The following is a 17,142-nucleotide window of genomic DNA, read 5'->3' on the forward strand; positions in this document are numbered from 1 at the left end:
TTCTAATATCAATCTAATACAAAAGGAGCCCGAACCATGACAAAGGTAAATTTGAACGTATTATTCAAGAAAATGCAAAAGGACGATAAAAAGGAAGTTTTAATGTTCCACGTATTAAGTGATGAACTTCCACATGCTGATGAATTATTAAAAATGCCAGGTACTATTGTTCATCTAACTGTGGAGAAAAGTGAAGTTGAGCCAATCGGTGCGGAGTTTGTTAATATTCAACGAGATAGCAAGAAAACAGCAATTAAATTAAATGTAAAACGTGATGCAAAAGGTGTAGTAAATCAGCTTTATCCTTTCGCTGGGGGAAATGTTGATATCATTCTTGAGCCTTCTCAAATGTCGATTGATGAGTTCTATGAAGAACCACATGAAGGTGTAAATTACAAAGTTAATCCTGATGGAACAACGGAAGTTGCTCCTGGTCAGTTGAAAATTGTTGATGATGAAAAAGTTGCTGAATAAATAACTGTCCTGGGCTTTGGCTCAGGATATCACTTGTAAATTGAAAGGATGTAATTAAAAATGGCTAATACTGTAGTGGATCTAACAGAATTATTTACAATGCAAAAGGCACTTGATGATGATATCAAAGTTAAACATAAAAAGAATTATCTTCGCTATGATGCGATGTTCAATAAAGCTTACGCATTAAAAAATGAAGTGAATGAAGCATGGAACGTTACAAATGCTTTCAAGATGTGGTCAACGAAATTTGAAAAGCCGAAAGAATCATTATTAGAAGAAATGATTGATATTCTTCACTTCTGGTTATCTGTTGCAATGGACTTTAAAGTTGAACAAACAATGCATAGAGTGCGAATTACAGAAAGTAAAATTCATGGATTTAATAAAGCATTCTTCCATATGGATAAGAACGTTAATTATCTAATAGGAAAAGTAGAGTACAAGGATAATGTTGGTGCAAGGGGTCCGTTATTAGGAATCATGGATTTGTTCTATAAAATCGTTGTATTCGCTGGATTTACATGGGATGACGTAGTACGGATGTATAAGGAAAAGAATGAAGAGAATTTTAATAGATTAGCGGTTGGATATTAATATAATTTTTATTTTATCGAAAAAACGGCTTATCAGATTAAGAAAAAACTGACATGTTTTTATTTCCTAATGCAATTCATCATGTGGAAGGTAAAACGTCTTAGAAAGGAAAATAAACGTGTTTTATGATATTTATAGTTTTTGGATGGAAAGTAAAGATAAAACCATCCTAAAAAGGATGGTCGGATGTTTTATTTCTTAAAATTTTCAACAGTCGCTACAATAAATTTTCTAGCTGATTGAATTTTACTTTCCTTTTCAAGTTGATGAATTTTTTCATCAAGTATTAATTCAATCGCAACCTTGACATTAGGGAATAATTCTAGACATGTTTGTTCGTCTAATTCATGTATTCCTTTGCTCAAAATCCCATAAAGTTTTCTGTTTTCAACAAGAAAACTTGGAAGATATGTTTTTAACATTAGTATTTTTTCATCCATCTTGGAGCCTTGGAAATCGGTATCGTTAAATGAAGGATCGTTTTGTGCTTCAATTCTACATTCTTGGATGAGGTTTTCGAAAATTCTACGTAGGTAGACGAATGAACCAGCACCAATTCCATGAGAATACAGTCCGATGGCTTTAGAAAAATCGCGATAATCATCACTTAGAATCTTACGGTACTTGTCTATAGTATGTACTTCTAAAGACGCAATAGAAGGGAATTGTCCAATCTTTGTTATTTTATTATCAGTAATTCGGAAAGAGAATGTGTAAATATGTAGGGTATCCCTTTGGCATGTAAACATTAAATCAATAGGTACTGAATACTGGTTTAATTTATGTTTAGCTGAAAAGGTGTTTGGACTGAGGGCTCGTGTGTAGCCTCTGATCTCGGAATATTTAAAAGTAGATTCCTTTTTACATTGGGTACAATAGCAATCAAATTGAAGGTTTTCAGGATCGTTGAACATTGCTACTAGCGTGCGAACGTCAGTCTCGTCAAATTCGATAGGATCGTATAACCCAAGGTGTAATAAAAGGTAATTAGAATCAAGTTTGTTTGACATAGTTTATCCTCACTTGGTTGTTTTTTATTATTAGTATAGCAAATTTAAAAGGAATAGTTTGGTAAAATAGTAGGTTTCAAAAAGAAAGTAGGTGAATCATCATTTGTTTGACTGGCTGAAAGACTATCAGAAATTAGAGGAACGAATTGCATACTTAGAGTACAACTTAGACAAAACAAAAGCTGAATTAAAACGCTGGATTAGTGGTGATTTGCAAGATGTACGTTTAACTGCTGAATCAGAAGGCGCGAAAGTAGAAGAACGTATTGAAGCAATTGAATATGAATTAGCACATAAGATGAACGACATTTATAAATTGAAAAAGTTAATTCGTACATTCAGAGGTTTAGACCATAAAATTGCATATTTCAAGTATGTGGAAGGTATGACATTAGAAAAGGTTGCTGAACATCTAAATTACAGTCCGCAATATATCTATAATAAACATGCTGAAATGAGAGGGAAGGTTGAGTATGCAGTAGATTTGAAATGAAAATGTGCCATTAATAAAAAACATGATGTCATGAATAAAATTATGATAAGAGTGTGTTTGGATAAATCTTTATTCAAAAAACGCACTCTTTTTTGTTTATCAAGGCAATGATAAAACTTAATTCTAAAGCAATATTAAAGTTTTCTAATTAGATAATTATGTATAAGTGTACAAGAGAAAAATTTAAGTACATCATACATATACCATATATGATAAACAAAGGAGCATGATTATTAATGAATCCATATTATAAAAATAATTGCAATCCATGTGCTTTTCCTATTCCAGGAGAACAAGGAATCCCAGGCCCAACAGGGTCAACAGGAGAACAAGGTGTTCCGGGACCTACAGGATCCACGGGAATGCAAGGTCCACAGGGACCAACAGGCTCTCAAGGAATTACTGGTTCAATAGGCTCAACGGGAGTAACAGGACCGACAGGTGATATTGGGCCAACGGGCTCTCAAGGAATACAAGGAATACAGGGACCAACGGGAGTAACAGGACCGACAGGTGATATTGGGCCAACGGGTGAAACAGGAGCGCAAGGAATTCCAGGGCCAGTGCCTCAATCTGCATTTAAAGCCGTGAAATCAAATAATCAAAACTATAGTGAGGGTGTTTTTACTCAGGTTACTTATGAATCTGAGGTATTTGATTTAAATGATGAATATAATCCCATTACCTCTACATTCATTCCTAAACAAAATGGAGTATATTTTGTTTTAGCAAGCATGATTATAGTTGTTCTTGATCATGCAGAGAAGCTAGATTCGAGATTAAACATTCTCGTAAACAATATTCCTGTAATAACTGTTACTGAAGCTTTTCCATCTTTTTTCACATTTAATGCTATTATAAGTATCTCTGGAATTTTGCGTTTAAATGCAGGAGACAAGGTTACCGTAGGTCTGGAGTGTTTTGACCCTGGTGTTATTAATAGTTTTCCTAATTCAACACACTTCGAGGCTGCTAGGTTTCCATCTCCATTATAAATTATTTTGAAAAAAGTCAGGATCACTCAATCACTTTTTTATATGAAATACAAATTTCTATTTTGATTAAACTGTATTTTAAAGTAATATATATACTAGTAAAACTTAACATTAATTTAAGGTAAATTCTCATTATACAAACCATTGAAAATATCGATTATAGTAATAACATAAGAAATTGACGAAAGATAATTGATGTGTAAATTTGTCAATTGTTGTCGATTTATTAAACTAGAAAGATATCACCGTCTATCTGATAATGAGAATAGGAGGTGATATCGTGGATGTTAAAGAGATAATTTGTCAAATCTTAGAGGCAATTAATGCTGGTGAAAAAGATATAACTGCTGATAAGTTAGAAGTCGATAAGACAATACTTAGAGATTTATGCGAATGGATAGATGATAATGATTTGGCTGTCGGTATCGATTTTCAGTATTATGAAGTTGATTTTTCAAATGCAAAGGTTACTTCGAAAGGTGAAAAATATTTAAAGCAAAAATCTATATAAATTTTGAAGAAAGGGCAACTGATGCATGGTTGCTCTTTTATTATGTATATAATGATGACAAACATTGTCAACTCCATTATGATTAGTTGTGGAGGGATGTTTAAGTGAGTACTGAACAAAAGGTTAATGAACAAGTTTTACACATCCAACAGAAAGATAAAACGGTTAATAACATGGATGTATTTAATGAATTAAAGCGAAGAGTTGATTTAACTAGAAGAGCAAGAATAAAAGCTTCCGCTAGATTAAGAGAGAAGCATGAGTTTTTTGAAAGAACATCATACTTCTATTCTGTAGTAGTATTAATTCTATCTATATGGTTTATTGATGGGAAAGGAGATATACCAAAAGTATTATTAATATCTTCTTTATCATTAACATTTTTTACTATGTTTTTAGGGGTTAAAAGTTACAAAGAGCGTGCTAGTAATTTTGAAAATAACTATCAACAATTAAATGTGTTATTAAATAAACTACAACGATTAGAAGCTGATCCAAATTCAATTAATCAACTGAAATTAAAGGAACTTCATCGAGAGTATGAAAAGTTAATTTTGGAAAAAGAAAATCATATTAGTATTGATTACATGACATGCAAACCTGATCATGAAGAGAAATATAAAGATGAAATAAGAAGATATGTGTGGCAAGAAAGGTTTCAAAGATTTATTGTATTTTGTTTACCTTTAATACTATTGATTTTATTTATTAAAAAGTAAAGATTAAAGCATTCCGTATGGAGTGCTTTTTATTATGCAAAGAAAAAAGCCCTAATAGGGCTATATGCTTTTCTTCATACCACACTGACGGCATTCTCTCAAATAGATGAAATCTTTAACGGAACTCTTGAATGCGGTGTTGCCGCAATTGTCACATCGCCCGCTAATTCTATCGGGATGCTCTTTGTACGTGTATGTCTTGCTTAGATCGTACTTTTGTTCAGGTTGTTTATTTTCCATTCGTTTCACCTGCAATCTGAATTAATATAGCTTAAATATAATAACACGAAGCGTTCATGTAGTGGATGCTTTTTTATTTTGAATAAAGATAAGGAGTGAGGATAGATAGATGGCTAAGGAATATGCAAAACACTTTTATAAATCAACAGCATGGAAGAAGTGTAGAGCATCATACATAGCTACAACACTGGATGGTATGTGTGAGCATTGCAAAGAAGAACCAGGATATATTGTTGACCATATCGTTGAGATAACGCCAGATACTATAAACAATCCAGATATAACATTGAACCATGATAACCTACAATACTTATGCTTGCCTTGTCATAATACAAAGACATTTGGTAATTCAGTATTGATTAGAGAAGATGTAATGTTTGATGCGAATGGTGATTTGATTAGGAGGGATAGAGATGGAACTAACTAAACTTGAGATAGCAATTATTCTTGGTGCATTCGTTCAAGGGTTAGGTGAGGAAGCACTTACTAAGGGTAATGATTCCTTAAAAGAATTAGAAAAAGAATTAGATAAAGTAGTTAGTAATTCAACATTAAATCAAATGAAGGAAGCTAGCGAAAGTGTAATAGAAAAATTAATCCATAGTTTATTAGAAGAAAACAATCAAAAACAAAAAGAAACAATCCCCCCCATTAAAAAATAAAAATTGGTCTCTATAGGGGACCGAGAGGGGGGGCTTCAAAAAATAAATGGGTCATTTTCGTATGAGGGGGGTATCAAAAATTATGGTTAAATTAAGCAAGAAAAAACAAGATGAATTAATTAAAGAAGAAATACAAAGATATGCTAATATTTTTCAATATTTACAGGAAGATAAAAAACAAGTTGCACAAAAGCTTATTGAGAGAGTTGCTTTTATGACTGTAACTTTGGAAATATTAGAGGAAGCAATTAAAGAGAAAGGTCCGACTTACGAATTTGTAAATGGATCTCAGAAGATGATTGTGGAAAATCCAGCGCAAAAATCCTACAACACTATGATTAATAGATACACCTCAGCATACGAAAAGCTGTTTAATCTTCTTCCAAAGGAAGGATTAACTGTAAAAGATGATGGAGATGATGGATTTGAAGAATTCGTGGATAACAAATGAAGCTTCGTAAAAAATATCCGATTTCTTATAATCCTATAATCGAATATCATAGCAAAATTGAATCTGGTGAGGAAGTTGTAGGATATAAGGTTAGAAGAATATACAAAAAGCTTGTAGATGATATTTATGATCAAGAATCTGTATATGAATATAGTCCTAAAAGGGCGAATCATGCTATAGAATTCATTGAAAATTTCTGTAAGCATTCCAAAGGAAAATGGGCTGGTAAACCAATTGACCTGGAGCTATGGCAAAAGGCTTTTATTGCCGCTTTATTTGGATTTATTCACAAAATTGAAGGCACACGTAAATATCGTGAAGCCTTTTTGGTCGTTGCTCGTAAAAACGGGAAGTCTACATTATCATCAGGTATTTGTTTGTATTTACAAGTAGCTGATGGAGAAGGTGGAGCCGAAGTTTATGCTGTAGCAACAAAAGAAAAACAGGCGAAAATTGTTTGGTCTGAAGCAAAGCGAATGGTAAAGAAATCGCCAGTTCTTTCAAAACGTATTAAAGCATTAGTAAAAGAATTAAATGCAGATTTTAATGACAGTACTTTTCAGCCCGTTGGAAGTGATAGTGATACTTTAGATGGTTTAAATGTTCATGGAGCGTCCCTTGATGAAATCCATGCTTGGAAAGATAAGAATCTTTATGATGTTATTGTGGATGGCACATCAGCGCGGGAACAGCCCCTCATCCTCATGATCACGACAGCAGGAACGGTCCGAGAATCTGTTTATGATATGAAATATGAAGAATCTGAAAGGTTTTTATTGAGCCTTGATGATGAAAAAGAATATACAGACCCAACATTTTTACCAATTATTTATGAATTAGACAATCGTAAAGAATGGACGGACCCAAAATCTTGGAAGAAAGCTAATCCAGGTTTAGGCACAATTAAAAAAATCGATAACCTGGAAACAAAGGTGAAAAAAGCGCAAGCTAACCCTTTACTTGTTAAAAATTTACTAACAAAAGATTTTAATATCCGAGAAACTTCAAGTGAAGCCTGGTTAACATTTGAACAATTGAATAATAAACAAACATTTGATGTGATGGAATTAAAACCTAACTATGGTATAGGTGGAACTGACTTGTCAGAAACGACCGATTTAACCGCAGCAAAGGTTATTTTTATGCTTCCAAATGATATAAATGTGTATGTTTTACAAATGTATTGGTTACCTGAGGAATTATTAGAGCAACGTTCAAAAGAAGATAAGATACCATATGATTTATGGCATGAAGCTGGTCTTTTAAGAACAACTCCAGGTAATAGTGTTCATGCTAAATTTGTTACTGAGTGGTTTTTAGAAGTAAGGGATGAATATGGAATCTATCTTCCTTGGATTGGTTATGATAGATGGTCCGCAAAATATTGGGTTGAGGAAATGCAAGGATATTTCGGTAAAGAAGCACTGGTACCTGTAGCACAAGGTAAGCAAACATTATCAATGCCGATGAAACTTTTAGGCGCAGATTTGGAAGCCAAGAGAATTATTTATAACAATAATCCAGTTGATAAATGGTGTTTATCAAATACAGCAATTGATGTGGATAAAAACCTTAATATACAACCCAATAAAACTAATAATCAGCGCCGCCGTATTGATGGTACGGCAGCTCTTTTAGATGCTTATGTAGTCTTGCAAGAAAAGAAGAATGATTATCTAAATATGATTTAAAGGGGGTGATAAATTGGGATTGTTCGAAAAAATATTCGGTAAGAAACAACCACCTTCCACAACTCGATTTGAAATGGTCAATGATGATGGTGGCGGTTTTTATTCCTGGGACGGTCAACTTTATAAAAGTGATATTGTCCGCGCTTGTATTCGTCCTAAGGCTAAGGCGGTTGGTAAATTAATTGCAAAACATATTAGGGAAAATGCAAATGAATTTAAGGTCAATCCAGATGCGTATTTACGGTTTGTTTTAGAAGAGCCTAATCCATTAATGACTGGGCAGGTTATGCAAGAAAAGTTGGCAACTCAATTAGAGTTAAATAACAATGCATTTGCGTATATTAAGCGAGATGAATTAGGATATGTCACTGAAATTTATCCGATTCCTTGTGTATCTATTGAAGTTGTGCAAAATACTTCTGGCGATATATTTTTGACGTTCTACTTTAAAAACGGTAATCGTATGACTATTCCTTATGCGGATATTATTCATTTGCGGCAAGACTTTAATGATGATGATTTCTTTGGAGAGCATCCAGGTAAAGCTCTTTCTTCATTAATGGAAGTCATTAACACAACAGATCAAGGCATTGTTAAAGCGATTAAGAATAGTGCAGTTATTAAATGGATACTTAAATTTAAAGCAGTATTAAAAGAAGAAGATGTTGATGCTCAAATTCAAAAGTTTGTTAAGAATTATATGAGTATTGATAGTGTTAATGGTGGGGCGGCTTCATCTGATCCACGTTATGATTTGGAACAGGTAAAACCAGAAGCGTTTGTTCCAGATTCTAAACAAATGCAAGAAACTACCCAAAGAATATACAATTTCTTTAATACAAACGAAAACATTATTCAAAGTAAATATTCAGAAGATGAATGGAATGCATACTATGAATCTTCAATTGAGCCATTGGCGATGCAGCTTGCTGGAGAATTTACCAGGAAGCTTTTTTCACGTCGTGAACGTGGATTTGGTAACAAGATAATCTTTGAAGCGGCAAGCCTTCAATACGCTTCTATGTCAACAAAAATGAGTTTAGTTCAAATGGTTGATAGGGGAGCGATGTTACCAAATGAATGGCGTTCTATTCTTTCATTGGGCCCGATTGAAGGTGGGGATAAACCAATTCGTCGATTAGATACAGCTTTAGTTAAGGGTGGCAATGTTACTGGTAAAGGAGGTGAGAAGAATGGACAAAACGGAAACGAGGGAAATAGTAACGCAGAAGATTGAAATTAGGGAAGATGACAACGGTAATCGAACTCTAACTGGTTACGCTGTAAAGTGGGAAAAGAAATCTTTAGTAATGGGTTATTACCGTAAGTTCCGTGAGCAATTCAAAAACGGAGCCTTTACAGAGTCATTGCAAAATGATGACCAACGTTTTTTATGGTCTCATGATACATCAAAGGTTTTAGGAAGAACTAAAAATAATACTTTGCGTTTAAGCGAGGATGCAGTTGGTTTGCGTTTTGAATTGGATTTACCTAATACAACTTTAGGTAATGACACTTATGAATCTATTAAACGCGGTGATGTGGATGGTGTTTCCTTTGGATTTAGCATGATTAATCAGGATATTGAAGAACCAGATGATGATCTCATGCTACGAACTGTTACGAAGGCAAAGTTATTGGAAGTAAGTGCCGTAGCTTTTCCAGCTTATCCAGATTCAGAGGTAAGTGCTAGGGGATATGACCCATATAAACATTTGACAGAAGAAAGAAACCGCTCGGAAAAGCGAAAGAGACTTTATTTACAAACATTATTATAAAAAAGGTGGAAACTTAAAATGAATAAAGAACAATTACTAAGACGTAAATCTGAAATTAGTGAATTGCTAGGTGACGAAACTCGATCTATCGATAATTTAAATGATATCGAAAAAGAATTACGAGAAATTAATGAACAGTTAGCAGCAATTGAAAAACGTGAGCAACTTTTAGCAGATGCTCGCTCAATTAATGATGGTAATGCAGCTGGTACTCATAAAGTTGAAACATTTAATGCAAATCCAGGGGATGAGCAACGAGAATTCGGTACAGATTCACTGGAATATCGTAATGCTTTCATGAATTACGTATTAAAAGGTGAAAATATTCCAAATGAGTTACGTGCAAGTGCTGTTACAAAAACAGGTGATGTTGGCTCTGTTATTCCACAAACTGTGTTAGATAAGATTGTGGAAAAAATCGAAGCTGTAGGAATGATTCTACCATTAGTTACTCGTACAGCCATTAAAGGTGGAGTGACTGTACCAACGTCATCAGTTAAACCAATTGCTACATGGGTAGCTGAAAGTGCTGGAAGCGATAAGCAAAAGAAAACTACTGGAAGCATTACTTTTAACTACCATAAATTACGTTGTGCAGTAGCCGTTTCTCTTGAAGTAGATACTATGTCTCTAGCTGTATTTGAAACAACGTTAATCAATAACATTGTGGAAGCTATGACAAAAGCGATTGAACAATCAATTGTTAATGGTGATGGAACAGGAAAACCAAAAGGGATTTTATCAGAAACTCCTGTTACTGGACAGGCTTTAGATGTAGCGAAAATTAGTTATAAAACATTAACGGATGCAGAAGCAGCGTTACCTCTCGAATATGAAGCAAGTGCAGTTTGGACAATGACCAAAAAAACATTTATGGAATATGCAGCTATGGTAGATACTTCAGGACAACCAATTGCACGTACTAATTATGGTATTGCTGGTAAACCAGAGCGTATTTTATTAGGACGACCAGTTGTTTTATGTAACTATGTTGATAGTTTTGCAACGGCTACTGAAGGAACTCCATTTGCTTTCTTATTTAATTACAAAGATTATGTTCTGAATACTAACTACCAAATGGGTGTTAAAAAGTATGAAGACAATGAAACTGATGATCTTGTTACAAAAGCAATTATGATTGTGGATGGTAAGGTTGTAGACAAAAACTCTCTAGTTGTTCTGAAAAAAGCTAAAGCAGTTTAATAAAGGAGTGATTCGATGGAGCTTTTAGTTTTAAATGCTTTCATTGATAAAGAAACTAATATTGGATATTCACAAGGTGATATGTACGAATCAAATGATTCTGGACGTATTGCCTTTTTAATTGAAAAAGGATTTTTACAAGAGAATCAAAAACCTTCTAAATTTCCTAAACATGCTGGTGGTGGTTGGTATGAATTATCCAATGGTGACAAGATTCAAGGGAAAGATGAAGCTGTGGAAGCGGAACAATCATTACGAGGTGAGTAATTATGCTTTTGGATGATGTTAAAACTACCTTACGTGTATCTCACAATGCCTTAGATAATGATATATCTGATTTAATTGAAGAAGCTCGACACGATTTAATGTTGTCGGGCGTTTCTTCAAATAAAGCAAATGATGATATAGATCCATTGATTAAACGTGCAATAAAAACATATTGTAAAGCAGAATTCACTTCTGATGCCAGGGAATCCGAGCGTTTCAAAACATCTTATAACATGTTGAAAAACCACCTAACATTAGCAGGTGATTACAAGTGAATGATATTTTGTATTTTCCAATTGTAACGACTAGTAAAGATGAATTGAATCAAATAGAAATCTCAGAAGACTTTACAAGACAAGTATTTTGCGAGAGAAAAAGTGTTTCTCAAGATGAGTTTTTCAAGGCTGGTCAAAATGGTTTTAAGCCTAAATGTGTATTAATTGTTTATACATTGGATTACCAAGAGGAACAAAAAGTAAAATACCGTGAAAAAGAATATAGTATTTACCGCACATATGAAAGAGATGATGAAAAGATTGAGCTTTATTGTGAGGTGAAGTCTGGTGACTAATATCAATAATTTAGCGAATGAAATCGCTAAAGAAATGCAAAGGTATGCCGATGTTGTGGAAGAGGAACTAATTGAGGCTCAAGAAGAAGTTGCTGATGTTGCTATAGACAAATTAAAGCAAGATAGTCCTAAAAAAACTGGTGGTTATCGTAAAGGGTGGCGTAAGAAAAAAGAAGGTAAGGGCATTGTTCTTCATAATACAAAAGGACAATTAACGCATCTCTTAGAAAACGGACATGCAAAAGTTGGTGGCGGACGTGTCCCAGGGCAAGAGCATATTCGTCCAGTTGAAGAGTATGTAATTGACGAATTGCCAAAACGTATTGAAAGGGCGATTCAAAGATGACATTAGGTGAATTAACAAAAATACTTGAAGCTACAGGTTACCCTGTGGCTTATTCGCATTTTACACCAACGCCAGGTAATCCTGTACCAGATCCACCGTATATTTGTTTTCTTGTGGACGGATCAGCAAATTTAATGGCTGATAACAAGGTTTATCATAAGATAAATGATTTAAATATAGAGCTTTACACAATTAAAAAAGATTTAGTTGCGGAAGCAAAACTGGAAAGAGTCCTGGACGATCATGAGATTCCTTATGATTCGTATGGGACTTTTATTGAATCTGAAAAAATGTATCAAAAAATATATGAAACGAGGTCGATATAAATGAACAAAGTTACTTTCGGTTTAAAAAATGTCCATTATGCATCATTAGATACAACAAATGGTGCGGTTAAATTTGGAGTTCCAATTCGAATGCCCGGAGCTGTCGAGTTAACAACTGAGCCAAAAGGTGAACTAACAGAATTTAATGCTGACGATATGGTTTATTATTCTTCTGATAATAACCAAGGTTATGAGGGAACTTTATCAATTGCTATTATCCCAGAGCAATTTGCCATTGATGTATTAGGGGAGCAATTAGATGAAACTGATGGTGTATTACATGAGGTTGCAAACGCAAAAGGAAAACCATTTGCAATATTATTTGAGTTCGATGGAGATGAAAAAGCAGTTAGACATGTTATGTATAGCTGTACAGCAAGCCGTCCAACAATTTCATCGAAAACAAAAGGTAGTTCGGCAGAGCCAAACGTAAATGAATTAAAGTTTGTTGCTAGTCCGATTCATATTAACGGAAAACCATTAGTTAAAACGAAAACAGCTTCTAAAACAACAGCAGCCATTTATGATGGTTGGTACACAGCAGTCTATACCAAAAAATAATGATGTAAGGGGGATATTCAGGTGGAAAAGATAATTGTAATAGATGGTAAAGAAGTTCCTATGAAAACTACTGGTGCAACAGGAATTCGATACAAAGCGCAGTTTGGACGGGATATGTTTGCTGATATGTTTGGTTTACAGGCATTTATGCCCTTGTTTACAGGTGGAAATATTCCTAATAAAGCACAATTAAAAGATATGGATTTTGATATTATTTATAACTTGGCTTGGGTTTATGCTAAAACAGCTGACAAGGATATTTCCGATCCTCTTTCATGGTTAGATTCATTTAGTGAATTTCCAGTATGCGATATTGTTGTTGAATTACAAGATTTAATTATAAGATCACTGAAAACCTCAAAAAAAAAATAAAGAATGAAGAAGAGGAACAAGGAAGTTCAAGTGATGAAAGAATATCGTTTGATACATTTCTTGTTCTTTGTCATAGGGTGAATTTAACCATTGATGATTTGGAAGTTATGACTATCGGAAACTGTTTAGATTATATTCAAACGGTGCTTGATATGAATAAGAAAAAAGAAAATGAAGTTAGAAAAGCAAATCAAAAAGACTTCGATTCATTCTAAGAAAGGGGTGAGAAAATGGCAGGAAGAATTAAAGGGATTACGATTGAAATTGGCGGAGAAACTACCGGTCTTCAAAATGCCTTAAAGGATGTAAATAAGCGTAGTAATGATTTGGCGAAAGAACTTAAAGATGTAGAGCGATTATTAAAATTTAATCCAGGTAATGTGGAAGCGTTGGCGCAAAAGCAACAATTGTTAACGCAACGTGTGGAAGCAACAACCAACAAGTTAAATCAATTAAAAGCAGCGGAACAACAAGTGCAAGCTCAATTCGAACGTGGAGATATTGGAGAAGAACAGTATCGATCATTTCGCCGTGAAATTGAATACACGGAAGGTTCATTACAAGGCTTACAAAGTAAATTAAAAGGCATGAAAGATGAACAAGAAAAGGTAGCACATGCAACTCAACAATTAAATACAATTTTACATACAACGGGCTCTAGTATAGATAAATTTGAAGAAGCTATAGGGAGTCGGTTAACATCAGCGATACGGCAAGGTACTGCATCATCGTCTCAACTTGAAGAAGCTATAGGGAAAATACAAAATGAACTAAAAGAAGCGGCAGAAGAAGAATCTAAGGTAGAAAAATCTACCCGTGAATTAAATGCTATTTTTGCTATATCGGGAAGAAACGTTGAGGAATTTTCAACTATACTTGGATCCGATTTAACATCCGCTATCCGAAATGGCACAGCGACTTCAGAACAATTAGGAAAAGCAATTGAGCTTATTGGTCGTAAAGTGCTAGGCAGTAATGGTGATTTAGAAAAGTTTAAAGCTACATTAAGAACAATTCATGATGGGGCTAATTTAGATCAAATAACAAAAGAGTTAGATGAGATTACTCGAGAAGCTCATAACGCGGAAAAAGCTGTAGATGAATTTGGAGTAGGACTTGAAAATGTTGCAGGAGCATTAATGGCTGGTGGGGGAATTGCTGAAGCTATTAAACAAGCATTAGATGTATCGAGTTTAAACACTAAAATAGAAATTTCTATGGAAGTACCAGAAGCTTCTAAGCAATCCGTAAAGGATGCAATTAGAGGGGTAGAAACATATGGTGTAGATGCAGAAGCAGCTTTGGAAGGTGTTCGTAGGCAATGGGCTCTGAATAAGGGCATAAGTGATGAAACGAATGCAGCTATTGTAAAAGGAGCAGCTGCAATTTCAGCGGCTTATGGAAATATAGATTTTACAGAATTAATTCAAGAAACACATGAAATTGGTAATGAACTAGGAATATCAAGTGAGAGCGCTCTTGGATTAGTAAACAGGTTATTGAAAATAGGCTTTCCACCAGAACAGCTAGATATTATAGCTGAATATGGAGGGCAGCTAACTCGTGCTGGTTATAATGCTGAAGAAGTCCAAGCTATTATGGAAGCAGGTATTGATACAGGAACCTGGAATATCGATAATCTCTTAGATGGTTTAAAAGAAGGGCGTATTCGAGTAGCTGAATTTGGTCAAGAAGTACCAAAAGCACTTCAAGATTTACTTAAAGGTACAAAAATTTCTACTGAACAAATGCAAAAATGGGGTAAAGCTGTAGCTGAAGGTGGTAAAGGCGGTTCCCAGGCAATGACAGAAATTGCAATTGCATTAGATGGTGTAGAAGATGCAACGCAGAAGAATTTAATAGGTGCCCAAATTTTCGGGACAATGTACGAAGATCAAGGGCAAAACATCACCAACACCTTAATAAACGCTAAAGATAAAGTTGTGGATTTCAAAGAAAATCAAGATTCGTTAAATGAATCCGTTAAACAATTAGATCAAACACCAGCTGTAAAGATGCAACAAGCCATGGTAGAACTAAAAACAGCTATGGAACCATTGTTATTAGTAATTGCCGATGTTATTAGCTCAATTGCATCATGGGCTGCAGAAAATCCAAAACTAGCATCCACAATTGCAGCTATTAGTATAGCGCTCGGTGTAATAATTGGGGCTATAGCCGCCCTAGCCCCCGGATTTATTGCATTGTCAGGAGCGATTGCAGGAGCAGGTGGAGCCGCCGCTGTATTTGGTGGAGCGTTAGCTGTTATGACAGGTCCAATTGGATTGGCTATTGCAGCTATTGCAGGGTTAACAGCTGGAGGAATTGCTTTATACAATCACTTTAAGGAATCATCACTTGAGGTTGAAATATTTGGGGATAAGGTTTCCGAATCAACGGAAAAAGCTGTAGGTGGATTTTTGAATTTAAATGAACAGGCTACAGTATCCTTAAATCAAATGTCTTGGAGTGGTCAAACTGTAACAACAGAAATGGCTAATGGAATTGTAAATACAATTTCTCAAATGGGTGACCAGGTACTTGTAGCAATGCAAGAGGATCATGCTGCTCAGTTATCAACTATGCAGGCATTCTTTGATTCAAGTGCTGCTATAACCGATGCTGAGGAAGCAGAGATTATAACGAAAATGCAAACGAATCAACAACAACAACAAGAGGTTATTACAAATGGTAAAAATCGAATTGTCGAGATAATGAATACGGCTAAAGAAGAAAAACGTGCGATAACTGATGCTGAAAGACAAGAAATTAATGGCATCCAAGAGCAAATGACACTAAAAGCTGTTGAACATATGTCTGCAAATGAAATGGAGCAAAAAGTAATCTTAGAGCGTATGAAGATGCAATCAAGTCAGATAACAGCTCAACAAGCTGCAGAAACAGTTGCAAATTCCGTTAAACAAAAAAATGAGGTTGTAAAAGAAGCAAACGATCAATATAACAAAACTATCGCTGAAATTATAAGGCAACGTGATGAGACAGGAACGATATCAGCCGATCAAGCAACAAAGCTAATTGGTGAAGCAGAAAGACAAAAAAACGAAACAGTGAAAAAGGCTGAAGATATGCATCAAAAGGTGGTTAATGAAGCACAAAAACAAGCTACTGAGCATGTAGATAAGGTTAATTGGCAAACAGGTGAAGTACTATCAAAATGGGAAGTTTTTAAAAATGATTTTGGTAGAACAACAGATTTGATCGGAAAAATCGCATCTAATAAGTGGGAAGAAATGAAAAATGATACTAAAAATAAATGGGAAGAAATTAGAAAGTGGCCAGGTCAAAAAATAAAAGAAATGAAAAGCGATGTGGAACGTGAAATGGGAGAAGTCAAAAACCGCATTAAAGGAATTTTAGACGACATAACAGGTTTCTTTAAGAAATTAGATTTTAAAATGCCAGAGATTAAATTACCTAAACTACCACGCTTTTCAATGTCAGGAAACTTTAGCTTAAATCCACCATCTGTACCATCTTTAAGTGTTGATTGGTTTGATAAAGGCGGTATCTTCACTGGTCCGCAAATTATTGGGGTAGGTGAAAAACGACCTGAGTTTGTAGGGGCTTTAGAAGACTTAGAAGTGATAGTAAAAAAAGCAATGCTAGATGTTTCAAGTAGTAATAACAAAATTAATTCTATTGATGCTTCATTTTCAGTAAAAGATAACAGAATAGAAAATTCAGCATCCTTACCAACGCGAGGTAGGGATATAGTCATTGAAGTACCGGTTGTTTTAGAAGGAAGAGATGTGGCTCGTGGCACTTATCGATATACGAAAGAGTATCAAGAAAGAGAAGAACAAAGAAACTCAGCCTTTTAGGTTTGGGTTTCTTTTATTTTATAAAGAAATGAG

Annotated in this window: 24 protein-coding genes; 22 read left to right on the forward strand and 2 right to left on the reverse strand. The window is 34.6% G+C overall.

The annotated features are described in order from the left end of the window. The first annotated feature begins 36 nt into the window (after positions 1 to 36). Entirely contained in the window at positions 37 to 474 is a 438-nt protein-coding gene (locus DN410_RS17765; protein WP_149177451.1) for a hypothetical protein, read from the forward strand. Positions 475 to 534: 60 nt separating this feature from the next. Next, positions 535 to 1,071 (forward strand): dUTP diphosphatase, encoded by a 537-nt coding sequence (locus DN410_RS17770; RefSeq protein ID WP_149177452.1) that lies wholly within the window; start codon positions 535 to 537, stop codon positions 1,069 to 1,071. A gap of 191 nt (positions 1,072 to 1,262) precedes the next feature. Here the strand turns inward: DN410_RS17770 and DN410_RS17775 are convergent, their stop codons facing one another. Then, positions 1,263 to 2,081 carry a short-chain dehydrogenase gene (locus DN410_RS17775; protein ID WP_149177453.1) on the reverse strand — a complete coding sequence of 273 codons (819 nt, stop codon included), beginning with the start codon at positions 2,079 to 2,081 and terminating at the stop codon, positions 1,263 to 1,265. 103 nt (positions 2,082 to 2,184) lie between these two features. Between DN410_RS17775 and DN410_RS17780 the strand changes: the two genes are divergently transcribed. From DN410_RS17780 to DN410_RS17795, 4 genes are all read left to right on the forward strand, one after another. Further along, a complete protein-coding gene (locus DN410_RS17780) occupies positions 2,185 to 2,574 on the forward strand; it encodes a hypothetical protein (RefSeq protein ID WP_149177454.1) in 390 nt (129 codons plus the stop codon). Between the two features lie 236 nt (positions 2,575 to 2,810). After that, the gene (locus tag DN410_RS28690; RefSeq protein ID WP_179958624.1) at positions 2,811 to 3,569 is read left to right on the forward strand and encodes a collagen-like domain-containing protein; all 759 of its coding nucleotides are present in this window, start codon (positions 2,811 to 2,813) and stop codon (positions 3,567 to 3,569) included. Positions 3,570 to 3,849: 280 nt separating this feature from the next. Further along, positions 3,850 to 4,080, forward strand: a complete 231-nt coding sequence (locus DN410_RS17790; RefSeq protein WP_149177455.1) for a YjcQ family protein — start codon at positions 3,850 to 3,852, stop codon at positions 4,078 to 4,080. Positions 4,081 to 4,184: 104 nt separating this feature from the next. Then, positions 4,185 to 4,799 carry an SLATT domain-containing protein gene (locus DN410_RS17795; protein WP_149177456.1) on the forward strand — a complete coding sequence of 205 codons (615 nt, stop codon included), beginning with the start codon at positions 4,185 to 4,187 and terminating at the stop codon, positions 4,797 to 4,799. Between the two features lie 60 nt (positions 4,800 to 4,859). Here the strand turns inward: DN410_RS17795 and DN410_RS28540 are convergent, their stop codons facing one another. Beyond that, complete coding sequence (locus DN410_RS28540) at positions 4,860 to 5,039, reverse strand: DUF8096 family protein (protein WP_149177457.1); 180 nt, start codon at positions 5,037 to 5,039, stop codon at positions 4,860 to 4,862. A 109-nt stretch (positions 5,040 to 5,148) separates the two neighbouring features. On the opposite strand from DN410_RS28540, the gene DN410_RS17805 reads away from it, so the two are divergent. From DN410_RS17805 to DN410_RS17875, 16 genes are all read left to right on the forward strand, one after another. Continuing rightward, positions 5,149 to 5,466, forward strand: coding sequence for an HNH endonuclease signature motif containing protein (locus tag DN410_RS17805; protein ID WP_149177458.1), 318 nt, complete (start codon positions 5,149 to 5,151; stop codon positions 5,464 to 5,466). Then, a complete protein-coding gene (locus DN410_RS17810) occupies positions 5,453 to 5,701 on the forward strand; it encodes a hypothetical protein (protein ID WP_149177459.1) in 249 nt (82 codons plus the stop codon). The genes DN410_RS17805 and DN410_RS17810 overlap by 14 nt, the downstream gene beginning before the upstream one ends. 82 nt (positions 5,702 to 5,783) lie before the next feature. Beyond that, positions 5,784 to 6,152 carry a hypothetical protein gene (locus DN410_RS17815; protein WP_149177460.1) on the forward strand — a complete coding sequence of 123 codons (369 nt, stop codon included), beginning with the start codon at positions 5,784 to 5,786 and terminating at the stop codon, positions 6,150 to 6,152. Continuing rightward, positions 6,149 to 7,843 (forward strand): terminase large subunit, encoded by a 1,695-nt coding sequence (locus DN410_RS17820; protein WP_149177461.1) that lies wholly within the window; start codon positions 6,149 to 6,151, stop codon positions 7,841 to 7,843. The genes DN410_RS17815 and DN410_RS17820 overlap by 4 nt, the downstream gene beginning before the upstream one ends. 13 nt (positions 7,844 to 7,856) lie before the next feature. Beyond that, positions 7,857 to 9,080: a phage portal protein gene (locus DN410_RS17825; RefSeq protein ID WP_149177462.1), complete on the forward strand. Its 1,224-nt coding sequence runs from the start codon at positions 7,857 to 7,859 to the stop codon at positions 9,078 to 9,080. Continuing rightward, on the forward strand, positions 9,037 to 9,621 hold the full coding sequence (locus tag DN410_RS17830) for an HK97 family phage prohead protease (protein ID WP_149177463.1): 585 nt from the start codon (positions 9,037 to 9,039) through the stop codon (positions 9,619 to 9,621). Before DN410_RS17825 ends, DN410_RS17830 begins: the two co-directional genes overlap by 44 nt. Positions 9,622 to 9,639: 18 nt before the next feature. Then, positions 9,640 to 10,824, forward strand: a complete 1,185-nt coding sequence (locus DN410_RS17835) for a phage major capsid protein (RefSeq protein WP_149177464.1) — start codon at positions 9,640 to 9,642, stop codon at positions 10,822 to 10,824. A gap of 15 nt (positions 10,825 to 10,839) precedes the next feature. Continuing rightward, positions 10,840 to 11,091: a hypothetical protein gene (locus DN410_RS17840; RefSeq protein WP_149177465.1), complete on the forward strand. Its 252-nt coding sequence runs from the start codon at positions 10,840 to 10,842 to the stop codon at positions 11,089 to 11,091. A 2-nt stretch (positions 11,092 to 11,093) separates the two neighbouring features. After that, positions 11,094 to 11,366, forward strand: coding sequence for a head-tail connector protein (locus DN410_RS17845; protein WP_149177466.1), 273 nt, complete (start codon positions 11,094 to 11,096; stop codon positions 11,364 to 11,366). After that, positions 11,363 to 11,662 carry a phage head closure protein gene (locus DN410_RS17850; protein WP_149177467.1) on the forward strand — a complete coding sequence of 100 codons (300 nt, stop codon included), beginning with the start codon at positions 11,363 to 11,365 and terminating at the stop codon, positions 11,660 to 11,662. The genes DN410_RS17845 and DN410_RS17850 overlap by 4 nt, the downstream gene beginning before the upstream one ends. A gap of 1 nt (position 11,663) precedes the next feature. After that, positions 11,664 to 12,008, forward strand: a complete 345-nt coding sequence (locus DN410_RS17855; RefSeq protein ID WP_149177594.1) for an HK97 gp10 family phage protein — start codon at positions 11,664 to 11,666, stop codon at positions 12,006 to 12,008. Then, entirely contained in the window at positions 12,005 to 12,334 is a 330-nt protein-coding gene (locus tag DN410_RS17860) for a hypothetical protein (protein ID WP_149177468.1), read from the forward strand. The genes DN410_RS17855 and DN410_RS17860 overlap by 4 nt, the downstream gene beginning before the upstream one ends. Then, positions 12,335 to 12,895 (forward strand): major tail protein, encoded by a 561-nt coding sequence (locus DN410_RS17865; protein ID WP_149177469.1) that lies wholly within the window; start codon positions 12,335 to 12,337, stop codon positions 12,893 to 12,895. It abuts the gene before it with no gap. A 21-nt stretch (positions 12,896 to 12,916) separates the two neighbouring features. Then, a complete protein-coding gene (locus DN410_RS17870; RefSeq protein WP_149177470.1) occupies positions 12,917 to 13,267 on the forward strand; it encodes a hypothetical protein in 351 nt (116 codons plus the stop codon). Between the two features lie 77 nt (positions 13,268 to 13,344). Next, positions 13,345 to 13,482 (forward strand): hypothetical protein, encoded by a 138-nt coding sequence (locus tag DN410_RS28195; protein ID WP_218947474.1) that lies wholly within the window; start codon positions 13,345 to 13,347, stop codon positions 13,480 to 13,482. 15 nt (positions 13,483 to 13,497) lie between these two features. Next, positions 13,498 to 17,109 carry a hypothetical protein gene (locus DN410_RS17875; protein ID WP_149177471.1) on the forward strand — a complete coding sequence of 1,204 codons (3,612 nt, stop codon included), beginning with the start codon at positions 13,498 to 13,500 and terminating at the stop codon, positions 17,107 to 17,109. Positions 17,110 to 17,142: the final 33 nt, after the last annotated feature.

The organism is Bacillus sp. SH5-2 (genome assembly GCF_008368905.1).
In the GTDB taxonomy this organism is placed as follows: Bacteria; Bacillota; Bacilli; order Bacillales; family Bacillaceae_G; genus Bacillus_A; species Bacillus_A luti.

Coding starts and splice junctions, on each gene's coding strand:
- DN410_RS17765 (WP_149177451.1), top strand. CDS start 37: ATGACAAAGGTAAATTTGAACGTATTATTCAAGAAAATGCAAAAGGAC.
- DN410_RS17770 (WP_149177452.1), top strand. CDS start 535: ATGGCTAATACTGTAGTGGATCTAACAGAATTATTTACAATGCAAAAG.
- DN410_RS17775 (WP_149177453.1), bottom strand. CDS start 2,081: ATGTCAAACAAACTTGATTCTAATTACCTTTTATTACACCTTGGGTTA.
- DN410_RS28690 (WP_179958624.1), top strand. CDS start 2,811: ATGAATCCATATTATAAAAATAATTGCAATCCATGTGCTTTTCCTATT.
- DN410_RS28540 (WP_149177457.1), bottom strand. CDS start 5,039: ATGGAAAATAAACAACCTGAACAAAAGTACGATCTAAGCAAGACATAC.
- DN410_RS17805 (WP_149177458.1), top strand. CDS start 5,149: ATGGCTAAGGAATATGCAAAACACTTTTATAAATCAACAGCATGGAAG.
- DN410_RS17810 (WP_149177459.1), top strand. CDS start 5,453: ATGGAACTAACTAAACTTGAGATAGCAATTATTCTTGGTGCATTCGTT.
- DN410_RS17815 (WP_149177460.1), top strand. CDS start 5,784: ATGGTTAAATTAAGCAAGAAAAAACAAGATGAATTAATTAAAGAAGAA.
- DN410_RS17820 (WP_149177461.1), top strand. CDS start 6,149: ATGAAGCTTCGTAAAAAATATCCGATTTCTTATAATCCTATAATCGAA.
- DN410_RS17830 (WP_149177463.1), top strand. CDS start 9,037: ATGGACAAAACGGAAACGAGGGAAATAGTAACGCAGAAGATTGAAATT.
- DN410_RS17835 (WP_149177464.1), top strand. CDS start 9,640: ATGAATAAAGAACAATTACTAAGACGTAAATCTGAAATTAGTGAATTG.
- DN410_RS17840 (WP_149177465.1), top strand. CDS start 10,840: ATGGAGCTTTTAGTTTTAAATGCTTTCATTGATAAAGAAACTAATATT.
- DN410_RS17845 (WP_149177466.1), top strand. CDS start 11,094: ATGCTTTTGGATGATGTTAAAACTACCTTACGTGTATCTCACAATGCC.
- DN410_RS17860 (WP_149177468.1), top strand. CDS start 12,005: ATGACATTAGGTGAATTAACAAAAATACTTGAAGCTACAGGTTACCCT.
- DN410_RS17865 (WP_149177469.1), top strand. CDS start 12,335: ATGAACAAAGTTACTTTCGGTTTAAAAAATGTCCATTATGCATCATTA.
- DN410_RS17875 (WP_149177471.1), top strand. CDS start 13,498: ATGGCAGGAAGAATTAAAGGGATTACGATTGAAATTGGCGGAGAAACT.